This is a genomic window from Faecalibacterium sp. An121 (assembly GCF_002160915.1).
In the GTDB taxonomy this organism is placed as follows: domain Bacteria; phylum Bacillota; class Clostridia; order Oscillospirales; family Ruminococcaceae; genus Faecalibacterium; species Faecalibacterium avium.
In genome coordinates, this window is the sequence record NZ_NFLM01000019.1 from 1 (window position 1) to 24,547 (window position 24,547).

24 protein-coding genes are annotated in these 24,547 nt (G+C 66.1%); 23 read left to right on the forward strand and 1 reads right to left on the reverse strand.

Annotation, left to right across the window (positions count from 1 at the left end):
* The first annotated feature begins 891 nt into the window (after positions 1-891).
* The 23 genes from infC to B5E66_RS10110 all read left to right on the forward strand — a co-directional run bounded on the left by infC (position 892) and on the right by B5E66_RS10110 (position 24,052).
* The gene (gene infC / locus B5E66_RS10000) at positions 892-1,443 is read left to right on the forward strand and encodes a translation initiation factor IF-3 (RefSeq protein WP_087232335.1); all 552 of its coding nucleotides are present in this window, start codon (positions 892-894) and stop codon (positions 1,441-1,443) included.
* A 19-nt stretch (positions 1,444-1,462) separates the two neighbouring features.
* A complete protein-coding gene (rpmI, locus tag B5E66_RS10005) occupies positions 1,463-1,666 on the forward strand; it encodes a 50S ribosomal protein L35 (RefSeq protein WP_087232338.1) in 204 nt (67 codons plus the stop codon).
* A 62-nt stretch (positions 1,667-1,728) separates the two neighbouring features.
* Positions 1,729-2,079 carry a 50S ribosomal protein L20 gene (gene rplT, locus B5E66_RS10010; RefSeq protein ID WP_087232341.1) on the forward strand — a complete coding sequence of 117 codons (351 nt, stop codon included), beginning with the start codon at positions 1,729-1,731 and terminating at the stop codon, positions 2,077-2,079.
* 164 nt (positions 2,080-2,243) lie between these two features.
* On the forward strand, positions 2,244-3,026 hold the full coding sequence (locus B5E66_RS10015; protein WP_087232344.1) for a TrmH family RNA methyltransferase: 783 nt from the start codon (positions 2,244-2,246) through the stop codon (positions 3,024-3,026).
* Positions 3,023-4,204, forward strand: coding sequence for a DNA-processing protein DprA (gene dprA, locus B5E66_RS10020; RefSeq protein ID WP_087232347.1), 1,182 nt, complete (start codon positions 3,023-3,025; stop codon positions 4,202-4,204). The genes B5E66_RS10015 and dprA overlap by 4 nt, the downstream gene beginning before the upstream one ends.
* 61 nt (positions 4,205-4,265) lie before the next feature.
* Positions 4,266-6,350, forward strand: coding sequence for a type I DNA topoisomerase (gene topA / locus B5E66_RS10025; protein ID WP_087232350.1), 2,085 nt, complete (start codon positions 4,266-4,268; stop codon positions 6,348-6,350).
* Between the two features lie 11 nt (positions 6,351-6,361).
* Complete coding sequence (gene trmFO, locus B5E66_RS10030) at positions 6,362-7,723, forward strand: methylenetetrahydrofolate--tRNA-(uracil(54)-C(5))-methyltransferase (FADH(2)-oxidizing) TrmFO (protein WP_087232352.1); 1,362 nt, start codon at positions 6,362-6,364, stop codon at positions 7,721-7,723.
* A gap of 30 nt (positions 7,724-7,753) precedes the next feature.
* Positions 7,754-8,791, forward strand: coding sequence for a phosphate acyltransferase PlsX (gene plsX / locus B5E66_RS10035; RefSeq protein ID WP_087232356.1), 1,038 nt, complete (start codon positions 7,754-7,756; stop codon positions 8,789-8,791).
* Positions 8,792-8,811: 20 nt separating this feature from the next.
* On the forward strand, positions 8,812-9,486 hold the full coding sequence (gene rnc / locus B5E66_RS10040; RefSeq protein ID WP_087232359.1) for a ribonuclease III: 675 nt from the start codon (positions 8,812-8,814) through the stop codon (positions 9,484-9,486).
* Positions 9,487-9,489: 3 nt separating this feature from the next.
* On the forward strand, positions 9,490-13,047 hold the full coding sequence (gene smc / locus B5E66_RS10045; RefSeq protein WP_087232362.1) for a chromosome segregation protein SMC: 3,558 nt from the start codon (positions 9,490-9,492) through the stop codon (positions 13,045-13,047).
* A gap of 38 nt (positions 13,048-13,085) precedes the next feature.
* Positions 13,086-14,033, forward strand: coding sequence for a signal recognition particle-docking protein FtsY (ftsY, locus tag B5E66_RS10050; RefSeq protein WP_087232365.1), 948 nt, complete (start codon positions 13,086-13,088; stop codon positions 14,031-14,033).
* 2 nt (positions 14,034-14,035) lie between these two features.
* The gene (gene rdgB / locus B5E66_RS10055; protein ID WP_087232448.1) at positions 14,036-14,674 is read left to right on the forward strand and encodes an RdgB/HAM1 family non-canonical purine NTP pyrophosphatase; all 639 of its coding nucleotides are present in this window, start codon (positions 14,036-14,038) and stop codon (positions 14,672-14,674) included.
* Positions 14,675-14,687: 13 nt separating this feature from the next.
* On the forward strand, positions 14,688-14,984 hold the full coding sequence (locus B5E66_RS10060; RefSeq protein ID WP_087232368.1) for a YhbY family RNA-binding protein: 297 nt from the start codon (positions 14,688-14,690) through the stop codon (positions 14,982-14,984).
* A complete protein-coding gene (gene nadD / locus B5E66_RS10065; RefSeq protein ID WP_087232371.1) occupies positions 14,981-15,649 on the forward strand; it encodes a nicotinate (nicotinamide) nucleotide adenylyltransferase in 669 nt (222 codons plus the stop codon). The genes B5E66_RS10060 and nadD overlap by 4 nt, the downstream gene beginning before the upstream one ends.
* A 37-nt stretch (positions 15,650-15,686) precedes the next feature.
* The gene (yqeK, locus tag B5E66_RS10070) at positions 15,687-16,277 is read left to right on the forward strand and encodes a bis(5'-nucleosyl)-tetraphosphatase (symmetrical) YqeK (RefSeq protein ID WP_087232374.1); all 591 of its coding nucleotides are present in this window, start codon (positions 15,687-15,689) and stop codon (positions 16,275-16,277) included.
* A gap of 115 nt (positions 16,278-16,392) precedes the next feature.
* Positions 16,393-17,880: an LCP family protein gene (locus B5E66_RS10075; RefSeq protein ID WP_242958151.1), complete on the forward strand. Its 1,488-nt coding sequence runs from the start codon at positions 16,393-16,395 to the stop codon at positions 17,878-17,880.
* 36 nt (positions 17,881-17,916) lie between these two features.
* Complete coding sequence (gene rsfS / locus B5E66_RS10080) at positions 17,917-18,321, forward strand: ribosome silencing factor (protein ID WP_087232377.1); 405 nt, start codon at positions 17,917-17,919, stop codon at positions 18,319-18,321.
* A gap of 52 nt (positions 18,322-18,373) precedes the next feature.
* A complete protein-coding gene (gene leuS / locus B5E66_RS10085; protein ID WP_087232380.1) occupies positions 18,374-20,923 on the forward strand; it encodes a leucine--tRNA ligase in 2,550 nt (849 codons plus the stop codon).
* 163 nt (positions 20,924-21,086) lie between these two features.
* The gene (gene rpsU / locus B5E66_RS10090; RefSeq protein ID WP_087170910.1) at positions 21,087-21,263 is read left to right on the forward strand and encodes a 30S ribosomal protein S21; all 177 of its coding nucleotides are present in this window, start codon (positions 21,087-21,089) and stop codon (positions 21,261-21,263) included.
* A gap of 103 nt (positions 21,264-21,366) precedes the next feature.
* Positions 21,367-21,870 carry a YqeG family HAD IIIA-type phosphatase gene (locus B5E66_RS10095; protein WP_087232383.1) on the forward strand — a complete coding sequence of 168 codons (504 nt, stop codon included), beginning with the start codon at positions 21,367-21,369 and terminating at the stop codon, positions 21,868-21,870.
* A gap of 32 nt (positions 21,871-21,902) precedes the next feature.
* Complete coding sequence (locus tag B5E66_RS10100) at positions 21,903-22,739, forward strand: TIM barrel protein (RefSeq protein WP_164474876.1); 837 nt, start codon at positions 21,903-21,905, stop codon at positions 22,737-22,739.
* Positions 22,740-22,853: 114 nt separating this feature from the next.
* Complete coding sequence (gene efp, locus B5E66_RS10105; protein WP_087232388.1) at positions 22,854-23,411, forward strand: elongation factor P; 558 nt, start codon at positions 22,854-22,856, stop codon at positions 23,409-23,411.
* A 98-nt stretch (positions 23,412-23,509) separates the two neighbouring features.
* On the forward strand, positions 23,510-24,052 hold the full coding sequence (locus B5E66_RS10110; RefSeq protein ID WP_087232391.1) for a CD1247 N-terminal domain-containing protein: 543 nt from the start codon (positions 23,510-23,512) through the stop codon (positions 24,050-24,052).
* A 73-nt stretch (positions 24,053-24,125) separates the two neighbouring features.
* Here B5E66_RS10110 and B5E66_RS10115 read toward each other — a convergent pair whose 3' ends face one another.
* A complete protein-coding gene (locus tag B5E66_RS10115; RefSeq protein ID WP_087232394.1) occupies positions 24,126-24,416 on the reverse strand; it encodes a hypothetical protein in 291 nt (96 codons plus the stop codon).
* Positions 24,417-24,547: the final 131 nt, after the last annotated feature.

Sequence of the window (24,547 nt, forward strand, 5' to 3'; positions counted from 1 at the left end):
CAGGATCGGAGCGGCGGGAGGCTGGCGCCCGGAAAAAGCGTTGTGCAATTCCTCTAATGCACTCTTACACGCTTTTTCAGCCAGCCGACTAGAGCGACTTCTTCTTTTGGGTCCAGGGGGCCGCGCTCAGCGCGTCCTGTCCTCTTGCGCTTAGCCGGTTTTCGCAAGCGGGGCTTGGCCCGCTCTGCGAAAATCGGAGCGCTGCGCCAGCCGCATCTTCGCTGCTTCGTCCACAGGACGCGCTCGACGCGGCTGCCCTGGTCGTCGAGGGTGGGTAGGGAGTCCAGAGGGGGTAGGGCGGGACCGTCGAAAGTCCCGCCCTCCCCCTCTGGCCCCAGCGGGCAGCGTCCAGAGCGGGCAGCGTCCGCAGACCCTGCGTTTTGTTAGTTCCCTTACAAAGTGCATGATTTGCATGATTTGAATGATTTTCTCAGGGTAGAGAAAATGAATCCTCTTGCGCTTAGCCAATTTTTCCGGCGCATCAAGGATGATGCTTGTAAAAATTGGAGCGCGGCGCCACTCACGGCTCCCTGTTTCGTCCGCAGGACGCGGTCGCCGTTCGTGTAAATCATGCATTTCATTCAAATCATGCAGTTCGTCGGGTATCGAACAAACGGCGCAGTTTGTCAAGAGGGCAAAAAGCGTCAAAATGCGTCGGGTGTCGCGGCGAAGTCGTGAAAAAAGCCCCACATTCCCCCTTGACAGCGCCGCGGGGGTGTGGTACAATCATCGGGTAAAGAAAGCAGCTACGGCCATGCCGCGCTCGCCTTGCGGGTCCCTTGAGAGGCCCCGGGCTATACAGGACGCAAGCTCTCTGCAAGGAGGGCGTGCTGAGTGTGTATCTGTGCGCGGCTGCCTTGGATGAGGCGGCCGCGTTTTCTGTTGACATTATTGTTTGGAGGTGCATCGACAATCGCTACCACTGGGAAAACGAAGGAACTGGAGATCAACGGTCAGATCCGTGATCGGGAAGTCCGCCTGATCGGTGCGGACGGAGCACAAAAGGGCGTCGTCAGCATTCAGGCCGCCATGCGCGCCGCAGAGGAGGCCGGGCTGGATCTGGTCAAGATCGCGCCCCAGGCCAAGCCCCCCGTGTGCAAGCTGCTGGACTACGGCAAATACCGTTTTGAGCAGCAGAAGAAGGAGAAGGAAGCCAAGAAGAACCAGAAAGTGGTCGAGGTCAAGGAGACCCGCCTTTCGCTCAATATTGACACCAACGACTTCAACACCAAGGTGACCCAGTCGGCCAAGTTCCTGGCCGCAGGACACAAGGTCAAGGCCTCGATCCGTTTCCGTGGCCGCGAGATGGCCCACAGCGCCCTGGGCGCAGACGTGCTCAAGCGCTTTGCGGCCGCTTTGCCCCAGGCGTCGATGGATAAGCCGCCGGTGCTGGAAGGGCGCACCATGTCCATTCTGTTGACACCAAAACCCAATAAGGATTGATTCTAGGAGGATACCGAAAATGGCTAAGATGAAACTCAAGACCCATTCCGGCGCAAAGAAGCGCTTCAAGCTCACCAAGAACGGCAAGATCAAGCGCGGCCACGCCTTCCGCAGCCACATCCTGACCAAGAAGACCACCAAGACCACCCGCGGCTACCGTCAGCCCTGCTATGTGGACAGCACCAACGCCGCCACCCTGAAGCGGATGCTGCCCTACGGCTGATCGGCCCCCTTGTGTGACAGGATCGAGATTTCGTTTGTATCGTTAAAAGGAGATAAGAAAAAATGGCACGTATCAAAGGCGCAACCATGACCCACAAACGTCGCAAGAAGATGCTCAAGCTGGCCAAGGGCTTCTACGGCTCCAAGAGCAAGCATTTCAAGATGGCCAAGCAGCAGGTCATGAAGAGCGGCAACTACGCTCTGGCCGGCCGCCGCATGAAGAAGCGTCAGTTCCGCAATCTGTGGATCTGCCGCATCAATAACGCAGTCCGTCCTCTGGGCATGAACTACTCCACCTTCATGGCCGGGCTGAAGAAGGCTGGCATCGAGCTGAACCGCAAGATGCTCAGCGAGATGGCGATCAACGACCCCAAGAGCTTTGCCGCTCTGGTGGAGTCGGTCAAGAACGCCTGATAAAGTTTCCCAAGACGCCCGCGCGCACACGCGGGCGTCGATTTTGTATGTGTTGGAATGCAAGGCCCTGAACGCCTGGCAGGCAGACAGAACAGGGCCGGTGCCCTGCCGCGTTGCGCGGCCGGGACGGCTCTGTTTTTGCTTTTGGACCGAAAGGAGAGACCATGGACGAGAAGATCACCAGCCGCGACAACCCGAAGGTCAAGTACGCCTGCAAGCTGGCGGACAGCCCCGGCTTCCGGCGCAGCGAGGGCCGGTTTTTCGCGGAGGGGCGCAAACTCTGCCCCGAGCTGGCCAGGGGCGCGGCGCTGGAGCAGCTGTTCTATACCGCCGCAGCCGCCCAAAAGTGCCCGGAACTGGCCGGCTTGCCCGGGCAGCACTTTCTGGTGGAGGAGCACGTGGCCCAAAAGCTGGCCGGCGTGCCCGCCCCGCAGGGGGTGTTCGGGGTGTTCCGTACCCCGCAGCACACCTTGGACGAGGTGCGGCGCGGGGGGCGGTATCTGGCCCTCGAACGGGTGCAGGACCCCGGCAACGTGGGCACCCTCATCCGCAGCGCAGCCGCCTTTGGCTTCGACGGGGTGATCCTCTCGGAGGGCTGCGCCTCGCCCTATGCGCCCAAGACCCTGCGCGCTTCGATGGGCGCGGCGGTGCGGGTCCCGGTCATCGAGACCGGGCCGCTGCCCCCGGCGCTGGCGCGGCTGCGGCAGCTGGGCATCCGGTGCCTGGCGGCAGCGCTGGAGCATTCCGAACCCCTTGGCCCGGTCCCGGCCGAACACCCCGCCGGGGTGTGCGTGGTGGTGGGCAGCGAGGGCCAGGGTCTGGAGGGGGATACCATCGCGGCCTGTGACGCCGCCGTCCGTATCCCCATGACCGACCGTGTGGAGAGCTTGAACGCCGGCATCGCCGGCAGCATCCTGTTGTGGCATTTCCGGGAGGTAGAAGTATGAGCCGTTCCATTGATACCGTTGAAAAAGCAAGACAGGCCGGCGCAACGGAGGCCGATATCCAGCTGTGCTGGCTGTGGCTGGCTTACGTTCTGGGCCCGGGGCATCCCCGCGCCCGCAATCTCCTCCGCTGGTACGGCGCCGACCCCATCACCGTCTGGCGGAGCCGGAACAACGAGGAGTTTGGCCGGATGCTGGGCGGCGGAGCCCGGCAGCAGGAGCGGCTGCGGGATACCGAGCAGGCCCTGGCGGTCTGCCGCAGGCGCCTGGACCAGTGCTCCAGGCAGGGGATCGCCATTTTGCCCTACGGCAGCCCCGATTACCCCCGCTCCCTTCTGGACCTGCCCGACCCGCCGATGGTGCTCTACTGCATCGGGGACCCGTCCTGGCTCAACGCCGGCAGCCTGGTGGGGATGGTGGGCAGCCGCCATCCGGACGAGTACGGCCTGTGGGCCGCCTCCGAGCTGGGCCGGCAGCTGGCCCGGCAGGGCGCGGTCATCGTCAGCGGCCTGGCCGCCGGCCTGGACGGCGCCTGCCATCAGGCGGCGGTGGACGAGAAGGCCCCCACCATCGGGGTCCAGGGGGTGCCCATCGACAAGCCCTATCCCAAGAGCACCATCGAGCTGCGCCGCGCGGCGATCGAGCATGGCTGCGTGGTGGGCGAGTACGCCCCCGGTGAGGACGGCGTGGGCAAGAACGGCTTTCTGCTGCGCAACCGCCTGATCGCGGGGCTGTCCCGGGCGCTGGTGGTGGTGCAGGCCGGGGAAAAGAGCGGCACCATGTCCACGGTGGAACACGCCGAGCGGTACGGCCGGAAGATCTACGCCGTGCCCGCCGGGATGGACCGGACGCTCTCCCGCGGCTCCAACCTCCTGATCGCCCAGGGCCGCGCCGAACTGGTGATGGACGGCGCCGGCATCCTCCGCCGGATGAATGGGGAGAAGCCTGCGCCCCCGGTCCAAAAGCCCGCGCCCGCCCGGCCCAGAGCCGCCCGGAAGGAGGCCGCCGCTGGGACGCTGGAGCGGGCCGTGCTGGACCGCCTGGAGCGCGGTCCGGCCAGCGTGGAGGAGCTTTCCGCCTGCTGCCGGGCCGGTACGGCCGAGCTTTTGGCCCTGCTGATGGGGCTGGAACTGGACGGCGCAGTCGGGCCGCTGCCGGGCCAGCGGTATATTTCGCTCTGAAATGGCAGAACCTGAAACAAAAGCCCCCGCCGCCGGGGGCAGACCGAGGTAAGTGTAAGAAATGGCAAAACTGGTTATTGTGGAATCGCCCGCAAAGGCGAAGACCATTGGCAAATATCTGGGCAAGGACTACGAGGTGACGGCCAGCATGGGCCATATCCGGGACCTGCCTACCTCCCAGCTTGGCATCGATGTGGAACACGGCTATACGCCCCAGTACATCAACATCAAGGGCAAGGAGAAGCTGATCCGGGAGCTGAAAGCCAAGGCCAAGAAGGCCGACGGCGTGCTGCTGGCCACCGACCCGGACCGGGAGGGGGAGGCCATCAGCTGGCATCTGGCCGGGCTGCTGGGCATCGACCCCAGCCAGCCCAACCGGGTCACCTTCGACGAGATCACCAAGAAGGGGGTCAAGGAGGGGATGGCCCATCCCCGGCCCATCAATGAGGACCTGTTCAACGCCCAGCAGGCCCGCCGGGTGCTGGACCGGCTGGTGGGCTATAAGCTCAGCCCCTTTCTGTGGCGGAAGATCCGCCGGGGCCTGTCGGCGGGCCGGGTCCAGAGCGTGGCCGTCCGTCTGATCGACGACCGGGAGAAGGAGATCGAGGCCTTCGTGCCCGAGGAATACTGGAACGTGGACCTCACCTTGAGCAGCCACGGCAAGCGGTTCACCGCCCGGCTGGCCGCCGACGAGAAGGGCAAAAAGCTGCTGCCCCACACCGAAGCGGAGGCCCGCGCCATCGAGAAGGGGCTGGAAGGGGCCGTCTACACGGTGGGGGAACTCAAAAAGGGCAAGCGCAGCAAGCAGCCCACCCCCGCGTTCATCACCAGTACCCTCCAGCAGGAGGCGTCCCGGCGTCTGGGCTTCACCGCCACCCGCACCATGCGGGCCGCCCAGACCCTGTACGAGGGGGTGGACATCGCCGGATACGGCACGGTGGGCCTCATCACCTATATGCGTACCGACAGCCTGCGGATCTCGGACGAGGCGGTGGCCGCCGCCCGGGCCTATATCGAAGGGGCCTACGGCCAGCCGTATATCTGCCCGTACAAGCGCACCTGGAAGACCAAAAGCGCCACCGCCGCCCAGGACGCCCACGAGGCCATCCGGCCCTCGATGCCGGCCTTGACCCCCGACGAGGTGGATAAGAGCATCTCGGGGGATACCGCCAAGCTCTACCGGATGATCTGGAGCCGCTTCATGGCCAGCCAGATGGCCGACTGCCAGATGGATACCGTGTCGGTGACGGTCTGCGGCGGGGCCTACCGGTTCAAGGCCAGCGGCTTTACGGTCACCTTCGACGGCTTCACCGCCCTGTACGAGGAGGCCGCCGACGAGAAGGAGAAGAAGGAGACCGCCCTGCCCCCCCTCGAACAGGGCCAGCGGCTGGATCTGGTCCAGCTCAAGAGCGAGCAGAAGTTCACCCAGCCCCCCGCCCGCTACACCGAGGCCTCCCTCATCAAGGCCCTGGAGGAGAACGGCATCGGCCGGCCCTCCACCTATGCGCCCATCATCACCACCATCATCGACCGGGGCTATGTGGAGCGGGACCAGAAAAAGCTCAAGCCCACCCCCCTGGGCCGGACGGTGGACAAGCTGATGCTGGAGCAGTTCCCCCACATCGTGGACGTGGACTTCTCGGCCCAGATGGAGAAGAACCTGGACAAGATCGAGAGCGGCAAGGCCGACTGGCGCCAGACGGTGGACGCCTTCTACAAGGGCTTTGACGCCAGCCTCCAGGCCGCCGAAAAGAATATGGAGGGCAAAAAGATCAAGGTGCCCGACGAGCCCTCCAGCGAGGTCTGCCCCCTGTGCGGCCGGCCCATGGTCATCAAGGTGGGCAAGTACGGCAAGTTCCTGGCCTGCAGCGGCTTCCCCGAGTGCCGGGGCACCAAGCGCCTGGTCAAGGACACCGGCGGCATCTGCCCCAAGTGCGGCCAGGGCCGCATCCTGGAGCGCAAGAGCGCCCGGGGCCGGATCTACTACGGGTGCGAGCGCTACCCCGACTGCGACTTCATGACCTGGGATACCCCGGTGGCCCAGAAGTGCGAAAAGTGCGGCTCCACCCTGTTCCGCCACGGTTCCCGGCTCTACTGCGCCAAAGAGGGCTGCGGCTTTGCGATGCCGGCGCCCAAAAACACCTGACAGGAGACACCATGGATCCATTTCACATCGATATCCTGGGGGCGGGCCTGGCCGGCTGCGAGGCCGCCCTCTGGCTGGCCGGGCAGGGGGTGGCCGTCACCCTCTGGGAGCAGAAGCCGGTCCGCTTTTCCCCCGCCCACCAAAACCCCGGCTTTGCCGAGCTGATCTGCTCCAACAGCCTCAAGGCCGAGCGGCTGGACTCGGCGTCCGGCCTGCTGAAAGAGGAGATGCGGCAGCTGGGCTCGAGCCTTCTGCCGGCGGCCCAGTCGGTGCGGGTGGCGGCCGGCGGCGCCCTGGCTGTGGACCGGGACGCGTTCAGCGCCGCCGTCACCGCCCGGGTGGAGGCCCACCCCAACATCACCGTCCGCCGCGAGGAGGCGACCGCGATCCCCCAGGGCCGTCCGGTGCTGGTGGCCACCGGCCCCCTCACCGAAGGGGCCCTGGCCGCCGAGATCGCCCGCCTGACCGGGGACAGCCGGCTCCACTTTTACGACGCGGTGGCCCCCATCGTCACCGCCGAGAGCCTCGACTACGACAAGGTGTTCGCGGCCTCCCGCTACGGCCGGGGGGAGGCGGATTACCTCAACTGCCCCTTCAGCAAGGCCGAGTACGAGGCCTTTTACGAGGCCCTTGTGACCGCCCAGCGGGCGCCCCTCCACGACTTTGACCGGGAGGGGTGCGCCGCCCCCGACCCCGACGCGGTGGGCAAGAAGGCCGACACGGTGACGGTGTACGAGGGCTGTATGCCCATCGAGGTGATGGCGGCCCGGGGGGCCGATACCATGCGCTACGGGCCGCTGCGGCCGGTGGGCCTGGTGGACCCCCGCACCGGCCACCGCCCCTGGGCCAACGTCCAGCTGCGGGCCGAGAACCGCGAGCGCACCCTGTACAACATCGTGGGCTTCCAGACCAACCTCAAGTGGGGCGAGCAGAAGCGGGTGTTCTCGATGATCCCCGGCCTGGAGCGGGCGGAGTTCGTCCGCTATGGGGTGATGCACCGGAACACCTTCCTGGACGCGCCCCGGGTGCTGACGGCCCAGCTGTGCCTGAAAGAGCACCCCGACGTCTTTTTCGCCGGGCAGATCACCGGCTTTGAGGGCTATATGGAGAGCGCGGCCTGCGGCCTGCTGGCCGCCCGGAGCATCTGGGCCAGGCTGAACGGCCGGCCCTATACGCCGCCCCCGCCCGATACCATGTGCGGGGCTCTGGTGCGCTATCTGACCACAGAGAACAAGCACTTCCAGCCCATGGGGGCCAATATGGGCATCCTGCCCCCTCTGGAGGACCGTCCCCGGGACAAGCGCCTGCGCTACCTGGCCCAGGCCCAGCGGGCGGCGGCCAGTATGCAGCGCTGGGTGGATGCCCAGGCATGAGCCTGCAAACAGGCAGAAAGGAACAAGACTATGCAAATCATCGTGGATCTGATGGGCGGCGACAACGCCCCCCTGGCCCCGCTGGACGGGGCCGCACAGGCGGTCAAGGAATACGGCGTGCAGATCATCGGCCTCGGGGATGAGGCCCTGATCCGCAAGATGGCCGCCGACAACCATATCTCCCTGGACGGCATCCGGCTGGTCCACTGCTCCGAGAACATCGAGATGTGCGACGAGCCGGCCCGCGCCGTCCGCCAGAAGAAGGATTCCACCATCGTGGTGGGCCTGAATATGCTCAAGGAGGGCAAGGGGGACGCCTTCGTCTCGGCCGGCAGCACCGGCGCGCTCCATGTGGGCACCAGCCTGATCGTGCGCACCCTGCGGGGGATCAAGCGCCCGGCCCTGGCCACCCTCATCCCCGCCCAGAAAAAGCCCTACCTGCTTCTGGACGCCGGCGCCAACGTCGAGTGCCGGGTGGATATGCTGGAGGCCTTCGCCGTCATGGGCAGCTGCTATATGCAGCGGGTGGAGGGCCGGAAGGACCCCGCCGTGGCCCTGGTGAACAACGGCGCCGAGGAGTCCAAGGGCACCCCGCTGCTGCGTGAGGCCCACCAGCAGCTCAAGACCACCCCCGGCATCCGCTTTGTGGGCAACATCGAGCCCCGGGACGTGCCCTCCGGCAGCGCGGACGTGGTGGTCTGCGACGGCTTCACCGGCAACGTGGTGCTCAAGCTGACCGAGGGCGTGGCCAAGATGATCATGGGGATGATCAAGGAGATGTTCCTGTCCGGCCTTACCACCAAGCTGGCCTATCTGCTGCTGCGCGGCCCCATCGCCGGACTGAAAAAGCAGATGGACAGCGAGGAATACGGCGGCGCGCCCTTCCTGGGGGCACGGCAGCCGGTCATCAAGGCCCACGGCTCGTCCAAGGCCAAGGGGGTCAAGAACGCCATCCGCCAGGCCAAGATCTGCGTGGAGAACGATCTGTGCGGCACCATGCAGGCCGCCCTGGACGATGTGGCCGCCGCCAACGCCGCCGCCAAAGCCGCCGGCGGGGCGGAAGAATGAACCGGAAGGAGGGCGCACGGATGGCGCATCCGCTTGAAAAGATCATCGGTTATACCTTCAAGGACCCGGGCCTGCTGCTGACCGCCCTGACCCACACCAGCTACGCCAACGAGAGCCGGACCCCGGTGGCCCACAACGAGCGGCTGGAGTTCCTGGGGGACAGCGTGCTGCAGATCGTGTCGGCAGACTATCTGTTCCACGCCTACGCCGACCGCCCCGAGGGCGATCTGACCCGCATCCGCTCCAGCCTGGTCAGCGAGGGGGCCCTGTTCCAGTTCGCCCAGGAGATCCACCTGGGGGACTATCTGCGGCTGGGCAAGGGCGAGGAGCGCTGCGGGGGCCGGGAGAGGCCCAGCGTGGTGTCCGACGCCTTTGAGGCCCTCATCGCCGCGCTCTACCTGGACGGCGGGATGGAGACGGCCCGCCGGTTCATCCTGCCCTTCATCACCGAGGGCAAGCACGCCGAGGCCGACTACAAGACCCGCCTGCAGGAGATCGTCCAGCAGAACCCCGAGGAACGGCTGAGCTATGTGGTGGAGAAGGAGACCGGCCCCGACCACGACAAGCACTTCGTGGTGGCGGTGCGGTTCAACTCGGACTGCGTGGCCCGGGGCGAGGGCAAGAGCAAGAAGGCCGCCGAACAGCACGCCGCCCGGGAGGCCCTGAAGCTGCTGGGCGTGCTGCAGGAAAAGTAACGCATGGTACTGAAGGAGCTGGAGATCCAGGGGTTCAAGAGCTTCCCCGACAAGGTCAAAATCGCCTTCGGCCCGGGCGTCACCGCGGTGGTGGGGCCCAACGGCTCGGGCAAGAGCAACCTGTCCGACGCGGTGCGCTGGGTGCTGGGGGAGACCAGCAGCCGCCAGCTGCGCAGCGCCGGCAAGATGGAGGACGTCATCTTCGGGGGCGCCGCCCGGCGGGGGGCCATGGGCTATGCGTCGGTGCGGCTGACGCTGGACAACACCGCCCACACCCTGGACCTGGACGCCGGCGAGGTGACCATCGGGCGGCGGTATTACCGCTCGGGGGACAGCGAGTACACCATCAACGGCCAGGCCTGCCGGCTGAAGGATATCTATGAGCTGCTGCTGGATACCGGCATCGGCCGGGACGGCTACTCGATCATCGGCCAGGGCCGGATCGCCGAGATCGTGGCCGCCAAGGGCAGCGAGCGCCGGGAGATCTTTGAGGATGCCTGCGGCATCGCCAAGTACCGCTACCGCAGGACCGAGGCCGAACACCGGCTGGCCGGGGCCGAAGCCAATCTGGAGCGGCTGCGGGACATTTTGCAGGAACTGGAAAGCCGGGTGGGCCCCCTGGAAAAGGAGGCCGGAAAGGCCCGCGCCTACCTGGAGCTGGCCGCCCGGCGCAAGAGCCTGGAGGTGACGCTCTGGGTGGAGGGCATCCGGGCCGCCCGCGCGGCCATGCAGCAGCTGGCCCGGGACTGCGAGACCGCCCAGGCCGCCTACGACCGCCAGGACCAGGCGGACAAGGCCGCCCAGCGGGAGGCTGAGGAGATCCGTATGCAGGCGCAGCGCCTCACGGTGGAGATCGAGCGCCTGAATGGGGATATCCGCAGTATCACCGAACAGATCAGCACCAGCGGCAGCCGCATCGCGGTGCTGGAAAACGACCGCGCCCACGGCCGCCAGAGCGCCGAAGCCCTGCGGCAGGAGCTGGAGCAGGGGGTGTCCGGCCAGCAGGACGCCGCCCGGGAGCTCCAGCGCCAGAAGGACGCCGCCGACGAAGCCGGCCGGCAGGCCGAAGCCCTCGCCGGGCAGATCGACAGCCTGGAACAGCAGCTGGCCCAGCTGCAAAGCCGCACCGACGCGGCCAGCGCCCTCGAGGAACAGCTGCGCCGCCGGCTGGCGGAGGCCTCGGCACAGCAGACCGCCGCCCGTGTGGAGGAGGCCGCCGCCGAAGCCGCCCGGCAGGCCGCCGCCGGCCGTCTGCCCGAGGCGCAGGACGCCGCCCGGCAGCAGCAGGCGAAGCTTGCGGAGGACCAGGCCAGCCTGACCGATACGGTGCACTATCTGGAGATGCTGGACAAAAGCCAGAAGCAGCTGGCCAACGTCCGGGCGGGCCTTTCCCTCAAGCTGGCCAGCCGCCAGAAGGCCCTGGCCGCCGCCCGGGAGGAGCAGCAGACGGCAATCCGCAGCCGGGACGCCGCCGCCCAGCGCCTGGCCGTATTGCAGGAACTGGAAAAGAACATGGAGGGCTACCAGCACTCGGTCCGCGCCGTCATGCAGGCGGCCGCCGGAGGACGGCTGCGGGGGATCATCGGGCCGGTGTCCTCCATCCTGACGGTGGAGCCGGGGTGCGAGGTGGCGGTGGAGACCGCCCTGGGGGCCGCCATGCAGAACATCGTGGTGGAAAACGAGGCGGCCGCCAAAGCCGCCATCGCCCTGCTGCGCCAAAAGAACGCGGGCCGCGCCACCTTTCTGCCCCTGGATACCGTCCAGCCCGGGCTGTTCCGGGGGGAACTGCCCCTTTCGGCCCGGCTGGCCAGCAGTCTGGTGCAGGCCGACGCGCGCTACCGGGACGTCGTTTCCCACCTTCTGGGCCGGGTGGTGGTGGTGGAGGACATCCACGCCGCCGGCAAGGCGGCCCGGAGCCTGGGCTACCGCAGCCGGGTGGTCACCATGGACGGCCAGGTGGTCAACGCGGGCGGCAGCTTCACCGGCGGCAGCGTACAGCGGTCGGCGGGGCTGTTCACCCGGCGCCAGGAGATCCGGGACCTGGAAAAGAAGATCGCCTCCCTGGAGCAGGACTGCACGGTGGCCGGCGTCCGCGCCGCCCAGTGCAAGAGCCAGGTGGACGCGGTGTCCGCCGACCTGACCGCCGCCCAGGCCGAAGAGCGCACCGCCGCCGACGACCGGCTGCGGGCCGACGCCGAACGCCGGCGTCTGGAACAGGCGGTGCAGCAGGGCCGGGAGGCCGCCGCCCAGGCCGCCGCCCGGGCCGAAGCGCTGGAGGAGGAGATCCGTGCCCGGCAAAAGGACGCCGCGTCCGCGTCCGGGCGCAGGCAGCAGCAGGAAGCCCTGGCCGCCGGTCTGACCCGGCAGCTGGAGCAGCTGAGCGCCGGGGACGATGACTTTGCGGCCCGGCAGTCGGAACTGTCCGGCCGGCTGGAAGCGGCCCGCCTGGAACAGCTGGCCCGCCAAAAGGACGCCGAGCTGTGCCGCAGCCGCGTCGCGGACTGGGAAGCCCGCCTTGCGGATGCCGGCGCACGCCGCCGGGAGCTGGAGGAGAACATCCGGCAGCTGGAACAGCAGGACGCCCGCCTTGCCCAGGCCATCGGCCAGGTGCAGGACGAGACGGCCCGCAGCCGGGAGGCCATCCGCCAGAAAGAGGCCGCCATCCGGGATGCGGCGGACCGCCGGCTGGAACAGCAGGCCGCCGAGACCCGGGCCCAGGCCGCCGCCCGGGCCGCCGCCGAGCAGCGGGAGGAGGCCGGCCGTGAGATGGCCCGCCTGTCCGAGCGCAAAAGCGCGGCGGAAGGGGAGTACGACCAGCTGGCCGCCAAGCTCTGGGACGAGTACCAGCTGACCCCCACCGACGCGGCCGGGCTGTGCGTGGACTATTCGTCCATGGCCGCCCTGCGGGCCCAGGTGGCCGAGGTGCGGGGCAGGATCCGCGCCCTGGGCAGCGTCAACGTGGGGGCGGTGGAGGAGTACCAGGAGGTACAGACCCGCTACCAGACCCTGAAAGCCCAGGTGGAGGACGTGCAGCAGAGCAAGGACCGCCTGGTGCGGATGATCGGGGAGCTGAACGGCCAGATGCGGGAGATCTTCAGCCGCAACTTTGCGGCCATCAACCGGCATTTCGGCCAGGCCTTCGCCCAGCTGTTCGGCGGGGGACAGGCCGCCCTCGCGCTGGAAGACCCCGGCGACGTGCTGGGCAGCGGCATCGAGATCCAGGTCAGCCCGCCGGGCAAGGTGATCCGGAACCTGGAAGCCCTTTCGGGCGGGGAGCGGGCGCTGGTGGCCATCAGCATCTACTTCGCCATCCTGGCGGTCAACCCCTCGCCCTTCTGCATCCTGGACGAGATCGAGGCCGCCCTGGACGACGCCAACGTCACCCGCTTCGCCCAGTATCTGCGGCGGATCAGCGACAAGACCCAGTTCATCGTCATCACCCACCGCCGGGGCACCATGGAGGCCGCCGACGTCCTGTATGGGGTCACCATGCAGGAGGACGGCGTGTCCAAACTGCTCCGGCTGGATCTGGACCATGTGGACGCCAGCCTGGTGTCCTGAACGCACATACATCCCACAAAACAGCAGGAGGTTCCCCTATGGGCCTGTTCGGCAGAAAGAAAGACAAGGAAAAAACCAAAGAGAAAATGGAAAACGGCCTCAGAAAGACCCGCACCGGCTTCTGGGGCAGCATCATCAACACCCTCACCGGCGCGGAGATCACCGACGATCTCTACGACGAGCTGGAGGAGCAGCTGATCCTGGCAGACGTGGGGGCCGAAGTGGCCCTGCACCTGGTGGAGCGGCTGCGGGAAGAGGTGAAAGCCCAGCATCTCAAGACCGGCGACCAGGCCATGGACGCGCTGCGGGAGATCCTGCGCCAGGAGATGGAGCCGGAGTGCGAGATGCAGCTGGACGGCCATCCCGCCGTCATCCTGGTGATCGGGGTGAACGGGGTGGGCAAGACCACCAGCATCGCCAAGCTGGCCAGCTACTACCGCGAGCAGGGCCGCCGGGTGATGCTGGCCGCCGGCGACACCTTCCGTGCGGCCGCCAGCGAGCAGCTGGACATCTGGGCCGGACGGGCCGGCGTCCCCATCGTCAAGGCGGGGGAGGGCGCCGACCCGGCGGCGGTCATCTTTGACACCGTCAAGTCGGCCCAGGCCCGGGGCTACGATATGGTCATCGCCGATACGGCCGGACGGCTGCACAACAAGGCCAATCTGATGGCCGAGCTGTCCAAGATCAGCCGCAGCGTCCGCAAGGCCGCCCCCGAGGCCAGCCTGGAGACGCTGCTGGTGCTGGACGCCATCACCGGCCAGAACGCCATCAGCCAGGCCCGGGAATTCTGCCGCGCCGCCGACGCCAGCGGGGTCATCCTGACCAAGCTGGACGGCACCGCCAAGGGCGGATGCGTGGTGGCGGTCAAGCAGCGGCTGGGCCTGCCGGTGCGGTTCATCGGGGTGGGGGAGGCCATCGACGACCTGCTGCCCTTTGACGCGGCGGGCTTCGTGGAGGAGCTGCTGCCCCGGAAATGGAGGAGCTGACCATGAAGATCTGTGCAGCCACCGGCAATCCCGGCAAGCTCAGGGAGCTGCGCCGGATCCTGGAGGCCCAGGGCCACCAGGTGCTCAGCCAGAAGGAGCTGGGCCTCGACCTCGACCCGGAGGAGACCGGCTCCACCTTTGCGGAAAACGCGGCCATCAAGGCCGCCGCCTTTGCGGCCGCCAGCCGTCTGCCCACCGTCGCCGACGACTCGGGCCTGTGCGTGGACGCGCTGGATGGCGCGCCGGGCGTGTACAGCGCCCGCTACTGCGGCCGTCACGGGGACGACGAGGCCAACAACGACAAGCTGCTGCGGGTCATGCAGGACCTGCCCGCGGAAAAGCGGGGGGCGAGATTCGTCTCGGCGGTTTGCCTGATGATGCCCGACGGCCGCGCCCTGACCTGCATGGGGGAGTGCCCCGGCCGGGTGGCGTTTGCCCGGCAGCCCGGGGACTACGGCTTTGGCTACGACCCCCTGTTCATCCCCGACGAGCGGGGCGTGCCGGGGGGCGGCAAGCGGCCCAACACCGAACACGACAGCTACGCCCAGCTGACCCCCGAAGAGAAGGACGCCATCAGCCACCGGGGCCGCGCCCTGGAGGAGCTGGAAAAGCGTCTGCCCGCATTTTTGAGCGAGACATAAAAGGAGAGACACCATGCTTACAAGTAAACAGCGCGCCATCCTGCGCGGCAAGGCCAATACCATGGACCCGGTCTTTCAGATCGGCAAGGGGGAGATCGACCAGCCCCTCATCGACGCGGTGAAAAACTGCCTGGACGCCCGGGAGCTGATCAAGCTCAAGGTGCTGGAGACCAGCATGTACAACGCCCGGGAGGCTTCGGTGCTGCTGGCCGAGGCCACCGGCGCCGACTGCGTGCAGGTCATCGGCTCCAAGTTCGTGCTGTATCTGCAAAAGAAAAAGGACAGCGCCTACGCTGACTTGCTGAAATGAAACTGCTGCTGTACGGCGGCACCTTCGACCCGCCCCACAACGGCCACCTGAACAATCTGCGCGCCGCGGCCGGGCGGGTCCGGCCCGACCTGGTGGTGGTGATGCCCGCCGGGGTGCCCCCCCACAAGGCGGCCAGCGCCACCCCGGCCGAGCTGCGGCTGGAGATGTGCCGCTGCTTTTATGCGCTGGAAGGGACGCCCGGCCTGCCCCGGCTGACCGTCAGCGACTGGGAAGTGTGCCAGGCCCGGGAGGGCCGCCGCAACTACACCGTCCTGACGCTGGAGATGCTGGCGGCGCGCTGTCCCGGCGCCACCCTCTATCTGACGGTGGGCAGCGATATGCTGGAATCGTTCCGGACCTGGTACCGCTGGCAGGATATCCTGCGCCTGGCCCGCCTGGTGGTGGTCAGCCGCGAGATCGGGGACGACCCCGCCCTGCACCAGGCGGCCCGCGCCCTGGACCCGTCCGGCAGCCGCATCCTGATGGCGCCGGCCCGGGCCGTGCCGATGGCCAGCAGCGAGATACGCCGGCGCCTGGCTGCCGGTGAGGACTGCGCCGCCGCGCTGCCTTTGCAGGTGCGGCAGGTGATAAGCCGGGAGGGGCTGTACCAGAGCTTCGAGCCGCCCGCTCCGCCCCGCCGCTGCCGCCATCCCGGGGAGTCGTAAAAACGCGTCACTGTGTATAGGAAAGGAAGGCTGCTCTATGGATCTTGAGGAAGCAAAGGCCCTGGCCCGCAAACACCTGGGCAACAAGCGCTATCAGCACACCCTGAACGTGGAGGAGATGGCCGTCCGGCTGGCCGCCCGCTATGGGGCCGACCCGCACAAGGCCGCCCTGGCCGCCCTGCTGCACGATACCGCCAAGGAGATGCCCACCGCCCGGCAGCTGGAGCTGCTGCGCCAGTACCCGGATCTCGCCGGCGACACCGAGAACCGCCCCACCCCCGTGTGGCACGGGGTGTGCGCCGCCATCCTGGCCCAGACCCAGTGGGGGGTCACCGACCCCGAGATCCTCTCGGCGGTGGCCTGCCACACCACCGGCAAGCCGGGGATGTCCCTGCTGGACAAGATCCTCTACCTGGCCGACATGACCTGCGCCGAGCGGGACTTTGAAGGGGTGGAGCAGCTGCGCCGGCTGGAGTTCGAGGACATCGACCAGGCCATGCTGGCCGCCCTGGAGCAGTCGGTGGGCTTTGTCCGGCACGGGGGGCGGCCGTTGGACCCCATGTCCGCCGCCACCCTCGAGGACATCCGGAAGACGGCGGCCCAAAAGGACGGAAAGGTGAAGGTTTGATAAAACGGATTGCAGATTCCGCCCGAGAATGCTATACTACTAAAAGACTGTGCCGCCCGCTTGGGCGGCAACGACACACAGCCTGTGCATACAGGCCTCTGAAGGAGACTGGACTATGAGTGGAACGCCCCGCCGTATCAATACAGACCGTTCACTGGGCATGCCTTCTCCGGGGGGCAGCGCCAGTGGCGGCGGCGTGCCGCCCCGCCCCCCCGTGCCGCCCCAGGCAGACGCACCCCAGGAGGACGACGGCCAGAGCTTTTTCCGACCCCAGCCCGGGGATGCCGTGCCCCGGCCCCGGCAGGAGCCAGCGCACAGCGCCCCGGACCAGGACCCGCCGCGCGGCAAGGAGCCGCCCCGCCATTCATCCGGGGGCAAAAAGGGCGGCGGCAAAAAGAAAAAGCGCCGCCGTTCCCCCCTGTGGCTGCCGTTGGCGGTGGTGCTGGGCTGTATGGCCCTCATCGGCTGCGGGGTGATCTACGCGGTGAACTACGTCAGCCGGATCCAGGAGAGCATCCGCCCCGAGTCGGACGCCCCCTCCATCGTGGAGGAGATCCAGACGCTGGAGGAGTACAAGGGGGATGTGGTGAACATCCTGGTCTGCGGCATCGACTATGAGGAGGGCCGGGGCTACGGCGCCGACGGCAGCAACGACGGCATGACCGACATGATCCTCTACTGCCAGTTCGACATCAAGAACGGCGCGCTGCGGATGCTGCAGATCCCCCGCAACACCCTGGTGACCACCGAGAACCGCACCGTCACCCTCTCCAGCGGCAAGACCTACCGCGCCTCCAACTACCAGATCAACTCGGTGGCCCTGTCCAACGGCGGCAGCATCGCCGCCCTGGCCGAGGTGATCTACGACCAGTACAAGCTGCCGGTGGACTACTACGTCTCGATCAATATGCAGGCCCTCACCGAAGTGGTGGACAACTTCGGCGGCATCGAGGTGTATATCCCCCACGATATGGAGTACAACGGCAGCTACCTGGCCAAGGGCTACCGCAACCTGGACGGCGCGTCGGCCGAGTTCTTTGTGCGCAACCGGCACGGGAAAGGGTACGAGAACTCGGACATCGACCGCCTGAACATGCAGCGGTATTTCTATGCGGCCCTGTTCAAGCGGGCCCGCTCGATGGGCATTCAGGATATCCTCAACCAGATGCCCATTATTTTCAACAATTATATCGAGACGGATATGGACCTGGTCACCCTGGGCAAGCTGGCGGTCTCCTTCATGCGGATCGACAGCGCCAACATCATGATCGCCCAGACGCCGGTCTTTTCGGGCGGCGTGCCCTACATCGGGGCCACCGAGACCTCTGCGGGCTACTCCTGCGTGGTGCCCGACGCCGGCTCCATCGCCGAGCTGCTGAACACCTATTTCCGCACCTACACCGGCCCGGTGAGCGAAGAAGAACTGAACCTGGTCACCGACGACTGGCCGCACGGCTCGATCTCCACCAGCGCCAACATCCAGTTTGTGGGCCAGCTGGACAAGGAATCGGACGACGCCATCCTGGAAGGTGACACCGATGTGCAGGGCGCCGTGACCACCGACGGCCAGCCCGCAGGGGCGGGCCAGCAGCCGGCCGCCTGACCGATCCAAACGAAACTGTTCAAAGAAAGGGAGCTTATGGAAAACCTGAACGACAGCAAGAACCTTGCCATCCGCATTGCCAAGATCCTGGACAAGAAAAAGGCCCAGCAGCTCCGGGTGCTCAAGGTGCAAGATCTGACCGTGCTGACCGATTATTTTGTCATCGCGTCGGGCACCTCCACCACCCAGGTGGCCGCTCTGGCCGACGAGGTGCAGTACCAGCTGTCCCAGCAGGGGGTGGAGCCCTACCACACCGAGGGCTTCGACTCCAAAAACTGGATCCTGCTGGACTATTCCGGGGTGATCGTCCACGTCTTTGTGCCGGGCACCCGCACCTATTACGACCTGGAGCACCTGTGGGCCGACGCCGAGACGGTGGACGTCTCGGCCTGGCTGGAGGAGGCCGGCGGGACGGACGAGGACGCCGGGACCGCACAGTGACCGCTGTGGGGAAAGTCTTATAAAGTGAAGTAAAACGGGAGCTGATTGCAAGATGAAGTACGATTTCAAAGCCGTCGAGGCCAAGTGGCAGAAGGTCTGGGAGGACGAAAAGACCTTCCACGCCGAGATCGATCCCCAAAAACCCAAGTTCTACGCCCTGGTGGAGTTCCCTTACCCCTCCGCCGCCGGGCTGCATGTGGGCCATCCCCGCAGCTACACCGCCCTGGACGTGGTGGCCCGCCGCCGCCGCCAGTGCGGGTACAATGTGCTGTATCCGATGGGCTGGGACGCCTTTGGCCTGCCCACCGAAAACTACGCCATGAAGAACCACATCCATCCGGCCATCGTCACCAAGAAGAATGTGGACCGCTTCCGCGCCCAGCTCAAGAGCCTGGGCTTCTCCTTCGACTGGGACCGTGAGATCAACACCACCGATCCCGAATACTACAAGTGGACCCAGTGGATCTTTTTGCAGCTGTACAAGCACGGCCTGGCCTACAAGAAAGAGATGAACGTCAACTGGTGCACCGGCTGCAAGTGCGTGCTGGCCAACGAAGAAGTGGTCAACGGCGTGTGCGAGCGGTGCGGCAGCGAGGTGGTGCACCGGGTCAAGAGCCAGTGGATGCTGAAGATCACCGACTACGCCGACAAGCTGATCGACGGGCTGGACGGCCTGGACTACATCGACCGCGTGGTCACCCAGCAGAAAAACTGGATCGGCCGCAGCTACGGCGCCGAGATCGACTTCGGCACCACCACCGGCGACACCCTGACCGTCTACACCACCCGCTGCGACACCCTGTTCGGCGCCACCTACATGGTGCTGTCCCCCGAGAACAGCCTGCTGGCCCGCTGGATGGAGGAGGGCGTCATCCGCAACGCGGACGAGGTCAAGGCCTACCAGGCTGAGGCCGCCCGCAAGAGCGACTTTGAGCGCACCGAGATCAACAAGGAAAAGACCGGCGTGCGGCTGGACGGCGTCATGGGCATCAACCCGGTCAACGGCAAGCAGATCCCCATCTTCATCTCGGACTATGTCCTGGCCACCTACGGCACCGGCGCCATCATGGCGGTGCCGGCCCACGACAGCCGCGACTGGGAGTTCGCCAAAAAGTTCGGCCTGCCCATCGTCGAGGTGGTCAAGGGCAAGACGCCCTCCGACCTGGACAAAGAGGCCTTCACCGACGTGGCCACCGGCACCCTGGTCAACTCCGGCTTCCTGGACGGGCTGTCGGTCACCGACGCCAAGGAAAAGATGGCCGCCTGGCTGGAGGAGAACGGCAAGGGCCACAAGAAGGTCAACTACAAGCTGCGGGACTGGGTGTTCAGCCGCCAGCGCTACTGGGGCGAGCCCATCCCGATGGTCAAGTGCGACAAGTGCGGCTGGCAGCCCCTGCCCGAGAGCAGCCTGCCTCTGACTTTGCCCGACATCGTGGACTTTGAGCCGGGCCCCGACGGCGAGAGCCCCCTGGCCCGCCACACCGACTGGGTCAAGACCACCTGTCCCTGCTGCGGCGGCCCCGCCGTGCGGGAGACCGATACCATGCCCCAGTGGGCCGGTTCCTCGTGGTATTTCCTGCGGTATATGGACCCCCACAACCGGGACGCCCTGGCCTCCAAAGAGGCCCTGGAATACTGGTCTCCGGTGGACTGGTACAACGGCGGCATGGAGCACACCACCCTGCATCTGCTGTACAGCCGGTTCTGGCACAAGTTCCTGTATGACATCGGCGTGGTGCCCACCGCAGAGCCCTACCAGAAGCGCACCTCCCACGGCATGATCCTGGGACTCAACCCCCACAACTTTGCAAACCTCCCCGCCGACGAGCAGAAGGCCCTGCTGGAGCAGTACGGCAACCAGAAGGCCGCCGAGCGCGCCCTGGAGGAGAAGTACGGCGAGATGGCCCGGCACCCGGTGGTCAAGATGTCCAAGAGCCTGGGCAACGTGGTCAACCCCGACGACGTGGTGGCTGCCTACGGCGCCGACACCATGCGGCTGTACGAGATGTTCATGGGCGACTTTGAACAGGCGGCGCCCTGGCAGACTTCGGCCATTGCGGGCTGCAACCGCTTTTTGGACCGCGTCTGGGGCCTGTCCGAGAAGCTGGTGGAGGGCGAGGGCTACCGTCCCGCCATCGAGACCCTGATGCACCAGACCATCAAGAAGGTGGGCGCCGACATCGAGGGCCTCAAGATGAACACCGCCATCGCCCAGCTGATGACCCTGGTCAACGCCCTGTACGACAACGGCGGCGCCACCCGGGCCGAGTTCGAGACCCTGGTGCAGCTGCTCAACCCCTTTGCCCCCCACATGACCGAGGAGCTGTGGGAGAAGCTGGGCCACACCCACGACCAGCAGCTGGCCTATTACCCCTGGCCCGCCTACGACGAGGCCAAGTGCGTGGAGGCGACGGTGGAGATCGCCGTGCAGGTGAACGGCAAGGTCAAGGCGCGCCTGACCGTGCCCGCCGACATCACCGCCGCCGACGCCATCGCCCAGGCCAAAGCCGAGCCGGCGGTGGCCGCCGCCCTGGCCGGCAAGACCCTGGTCAAGGAGATCTACGTCAAGGGACGCCTGGTCAATCTGGCGGCCAAGGGCTGAAAAACGCCCCCGGCGGTCCTGGCGTTTTCACGAATTGTTAAGAAACCGGCCCGGAAAAACTTTGATAAAAAGGTTGACTGAAACGCGAAAATGCGCTATACTGTCTCTGTTAGTTACTCTGTAACAACGAAATTCCCGCCTCACGGTCCAAGGGAGGGATAAGATGTCGGAAATTCGTGTTAAAGAGGGCGAGTCGCTGGAAAGCGCACTGCGTCGCTTTAAGCGGAGCACCGCCCGCAGTGGCGTGCTCGCAGAGGTTCGTAAGCGCGAGGCTTACGAGAAGCCCTCTGTTCGCCGCAAGAAGAAGTCGGAAGCGGCCCGCAAGCGCAAGTACAAGTAATTGAGCTTTGCCCACGGTCCAAAGGACCGCTGCGTTGCTAACGCCGATGTGGGAGAACCCCGTGCGGGTTCTCCCATTTTTGTTGCACGGAAGGAGCAGCCCTATGCTGATCACCCCCGAGTATGTCTTTCAGGATGTCACCCACATCACCCCCGCCTTTCTGGCGCAGAAGGGGGTGCGGGCCCTGGTGCTGGATATCGACAACACCCTCACCGGCGACCGCAGCCAGGAGCTGAGCGCCGACGTGGCCGCCTGGCTGGAGGCTATGCGGCAGGCGGGGGTGGGCCTGACGCTGGTCTCCAACGGTTCCCGCCGCCGCGTGGAACCCTTTGCACGCCGCCTGGGCCTTGCGTATATCTCCCGCTCGGCCAAGCCCCTGCCCTTTGGGCTGATGGCGGCCCGCCGCCGTCTGGGGGTGTCCCGGCGGCAGATGGCGATGGTGGGGGACCAGCTGTACGCAGACCGCCTGGCCGCCGCCCTCTACGGCATCCCGGCCCTGATGGTGGTGCCCCGGGGCCCCGACCTGGGGGCGCAGGTGCGCCTCAAGCGCAAGTGGGAGCGCCGCCACTGGCAAGCCTACTACGACAAAGGAGGAAAACTGCTGTGACACAGCCTCACATCCGCTTTGGCCCCGCCGGCATGGGCGACAGCTTTGCCGGCATGGGCTACAAGAACAGCCTGGACATCCCCGCCTATACGGCGCAGTTCGGGCTGGACGCCTTCGAGTACCAGTGCGGGCACGGAGTGCGTCTGGGAGAGGACAAGGCCCGGCAGATGGCCGCCCTGGCGGCCGAAAAGGGGGTGCTGTTCAGCGTGCACGCCCCCTATTACATCAGCATGTCCAGCCTGGAGGAGGAAAAGCGCCTGGGCAGCATCCGCTATCTGCTCCAGAGCTGCGCGGTCTGCCGGGCGCTGGGGGGCAGGCGGGTGATCTTCCATCCGGGCAGCTGCGGCAAGCAGAGCCGTGCCGACGCCCTGGACAAGGCGATGGACACCCTGCGCCGCGCGATGGAGGCCCTGGATGAGGCCGGCTACGGGGACATGACCCTCTGCCCCGAGACGATGGGCAAGATCGGCCAGCTGGGCGATCTGGAGGAGGTGCTGGCCCTGTGCAGCGTAGACCGCCGCCTTGTGCCCTGCATCGACTTCGGGCACCTGAACGCCCGCACCCTGGGCGGCATCCGGAGCCAGGCGGACTACGCCGCCATCCTGGACCGGATGGGCGAGGCTTTGGGGGACGAGCGGGCCAGCCGGTTCCATGTCCACTTCTCCCGCATCGAGTTTTCGGCGGGGGGAGAAAAGCGCCACTGGACGCTGGCCGACACCCAGTACGGCCCCGAGCCGCAGCCGCTGATGGAGCTGCTGGCACGGCGCGGCCTTGCCCCCACCATCATCTGCGAAAGCGCCGGCACCCAGGCTGAGGACGCCGCCGCGCTGCGCCGGATGTGGCGCGCCGGGGAGCAAAAAGAGCTGTGAGAGCGCTTTTTGCCCTGTTTTTTGCCGAAACCCCTTGCCAAACAATGCGCAATTGGGTACAATATTCATAGATATGCGTGAGCATGAGATACTAAATTGATGGAGGAATTCCTTATGATTTCTGCAGGCGAATTTCGCAATGGCGTGACCTTTGAGCAGGACGGCCAGGTTCTCCAGGTCGTTGAGTTCCAGCACGTCAAGCCCGGCAAGGGCGCGGCCTTTGTCCGCACCAAGACCAAGAACGTCATCACCGGCGCGGTCATCGAGACCAGCTATAACCCCACCGCCAAGTTCCCCCAGGCGTTCATCGAGCGCCGTGAGGTGACTTACAGCTACCAGGACGGCGATCTGTACCACTTCATGGACAACGAGACCTACGACGACATCCCCGTCAACGCCAGCGACGTGCCCGACAACTTCAAGTTCTGCAAGGAGAACGAAGTGTGCAAGCTGCTGAGCTACAAGGGCAAGGTGTTCAGCGTCGAGATCCCCAACTTCATCGAGCTGACCGTCACCGAGACCGAGCCGGGCATTCGCGGCAACACCGCCACCAACACCCTGAAGCCCGCTACCGTTGAGACCGGCGCCACCCTGCGTGTGCCTCTGTTCATCAACGAGGGCGACGTGATCCGCATCGATACCCGTACCGGCGAGTATATGGAGCGCGTCTGAGTCGGAACCCAGAATGCAGCCGGGCTTGCGGCGTCTGCCGCCGGTCCGGCTTTTTGAATCGGCGGGCGTCCCGGCGCCCCGGACTGGAGGGATAGAGTATGGAACTTGTTGAAAAAGCTGCCTATTTGCAGGGCCTGCTGGAGGGCCTGGGGGTGGACGAATCCACCCGCGAGGGAAAGATCTTCCACGCGATGGGCGATCTGCTGGCCGAGATGGCCGCCAGCATGAAGGCGATGGAGCAGGATATCACCCAGGCGGAGGACCAGCTGGAGCTGCTGCGCGGCGACGTGGAGGAGCTGCAGTCCGACGTGTACGAGGACGAGGACGACGCCGATGCGCCCTGCTACGAGGTGGACTGCCCCGGCTGCGGCGAGACGGTGTATGTCACCGAGGAGGACCTGGACGCAGGGGAGGCTTTCTGCCCGAACTGCGGCTGCACCTTTGAGGTGGCCCTGGAGGACGAGGCCGAAGACAGCGAGGAAGCCGGCGGCGACGGGCAGGAGCAGGCCCAGTATGAGGTGACCTGCCAGGCCTGCGGCGCGGTGAATGTGCTGGACGAGGACACCCTGCTGTCGGGCAAGGCCCGCTGCGGCAGCTGCGGCCGCCCCCTGGAGATCGATCTGCCCGGCCAGGAGGACTGAGCCGCCCCATACACTGCAAAAACAAAACCCCTGCGGAGCGTATGGCTCTGCAGGGGTTTTTGCGTGGGCGCGGTCAGCGGAGGGCGGCCAGGGCTTTTTCGAGCCAGATGGCGCCGATATCCAAAGCGTTGTACAGCCCATGCCGCACCGACTGGCGGGCTGTGCGCTCCTTGATGGACTTGGACAGGTCGGTGGACAAAAGCGTCACCTGCACCTTGTCGGGCAGCTCCGTCCCGTCTACCGGGGCGGTGGTCAGGATCTGGAGATGCAGGACATAGGGATCGGTCATCCAGCCGTAATAGAGCTCATTGTCCTTGCGGACGAGGGGCTTGCCTTTATAGGTCATTTTGGGTTTGTAGGACATTCCAAAGCCTCCCTTGTGTATTTTTGAAGTCTGCGGCAGGGCCAGGCTGTCCGGCCCCGCCGCCGAAAGAATCCGATACATCTTAGTATAACATAAAAGCAAGAGTATTACAAATGATAAATCGGTGCAAG

Coding starts and splice junctions, on each gene's coding strand:
- B5E66_RS10110 (WP_087232391.1), top strand. CDS start 23,510: ATGGAACTTGTTGAAAAAGCTGCCTATTTGCAGGGCCTGCTGGAGGGC.
- leuS (WP_087232380.1), top strand. CDS start 18,374: ATGAAGTACGATTTCAAAGCCGTCGAGGCCAAGTGGCAGAAGGTCTGG.
- trmFO (WP_087232352.1), top strand. CDS start 6,362: ATGGATCCATTTCACATCGATATCCTGGGGGCGGGCCTGGCCGGCTGC.
- rpmI (WP_087232338.1), top strand. CDS start 1,463: ATGGCTAAGATGAAACTCAAGACCCATTCCGGCGCAAAGAAGCGCTTC.
- rnc (WP_087232359.1), top strand. CDS start 8,812: ATGGCGCATCCGCTTGAAAAGATCATCGGTTATACCTTCAAGGACCCG.
- smc (WP_087232362.1), top strand. CDS start 9,490: ATGGTACTGAAGGAGCTGGAGATCCAGGGGTTCAAGAGCTTCCCCGAC.
- ftsY (WP_087232365.1), top strand. CDS start 13,086: ATGGGCCTGTTCGGCAGAAAGAAAGACAAGGAAAAAACCAAAGAGAAA.
- B5E66_RS10115 (WP_087232394.1), bottom strand. CDS start 24,416: ATGTCCTACAAACCCAAAATGACCTATAAAGGCAAGCCCCTCGTCCGC.
- rdgB (WP_087232448.1), top strand. CDS start 14,036: ATGAAGATCTGTGCAGCCACCGGCAATCCCGGCAAGCTCAGGGAGCTG.
- yqeK (WP_087232374.1), top strand. CDS start 15,687: ATGGATCTTGAGGAAGCAAAGGCCCTGGCCCGCAAACACCTGGGCAAC.
- rsfS (WP_087232377.1), top strand. CDS start 17,917: ATGGAAAACCTGAACGACAGCAAGAACCTTGCCATCCGCATTGCCAAG.
- B5E66_RS10095 (WP_087232383.1), top strand. CDS start 21,367: ATGCTGATCACCCCCGAGTATGTCTTTCAGGATGTCACCCACATCACC.
- B5E66_RS10075 (WP_242958151.1), top strand. CDS start 16,393: ATGAGTGGAACGCCCCGCCGTATCAATACAGACCGTTCACTGGGCATG.
- topA (WP_087232350.1), top strand. CDS start 4,266: ATGGCAAAACTGGTTATTGTGGAATCGCCCGCAAAGGCGAAGACCATT.
- dprA (WP_087232347.1), top strand. CDS start 3,023: ATGAGCCGTTCCATTGATACCGTTGAAAAAGCAAGACAGGCCGGCGCA.
- plsX (WP_087232356.1), top strand. CDS start 7,754: ATGCAAATCATCGTGGATCTGATGGGCGGCGACAACGCCCCCCTGGCC.
- B5E66_RS10060 (WP_087232368.1), top strand. CDS start 14,688: ATGCTTACAAGTAAACAGCGCGCCATCCTGCGCGGCAAGGCCAATACC.
- B5E66_RS10100 (WP_164474876.1), top strand. CDS start 21,903: ATGGGCGACAGCTTTGCCGGCATGGGCTACAAGAACAGCCTGGACATC.
- nadD (WP_087232371.1), top strand. CDS start 14,981: ATGAAACTGCTGCTGTACGGCGGCACCTTCGACCCGCCCCACAACGGC.
- B5E66_RS10015 (WP_087232344.1), top strand. CDS start 2,244: ATGGACGAGAAGATCACCAGCCGCGACAACCCGAAGGTCAAGTACGCC.
- efp (WP_087232388.1), top strand. CDS start 22,854: ATGATTTCTGCAGGCGAATTTCGCAATGGCGTGACCTTTGAGCAGGAC.
- rplT (WP_087232341.1), top strand. CDS start 1,729: ATGGCACGTATCAAAGGCGCAACCATGACCCACAAACGTCGCAAGAAG.
- rpsU (WP_087170910.1), top strand. CDS start 21,087: ATGTCGGAAATTCGTGTTAAAGAGGGCGAGTCGCTGGAAAGCGCACTG.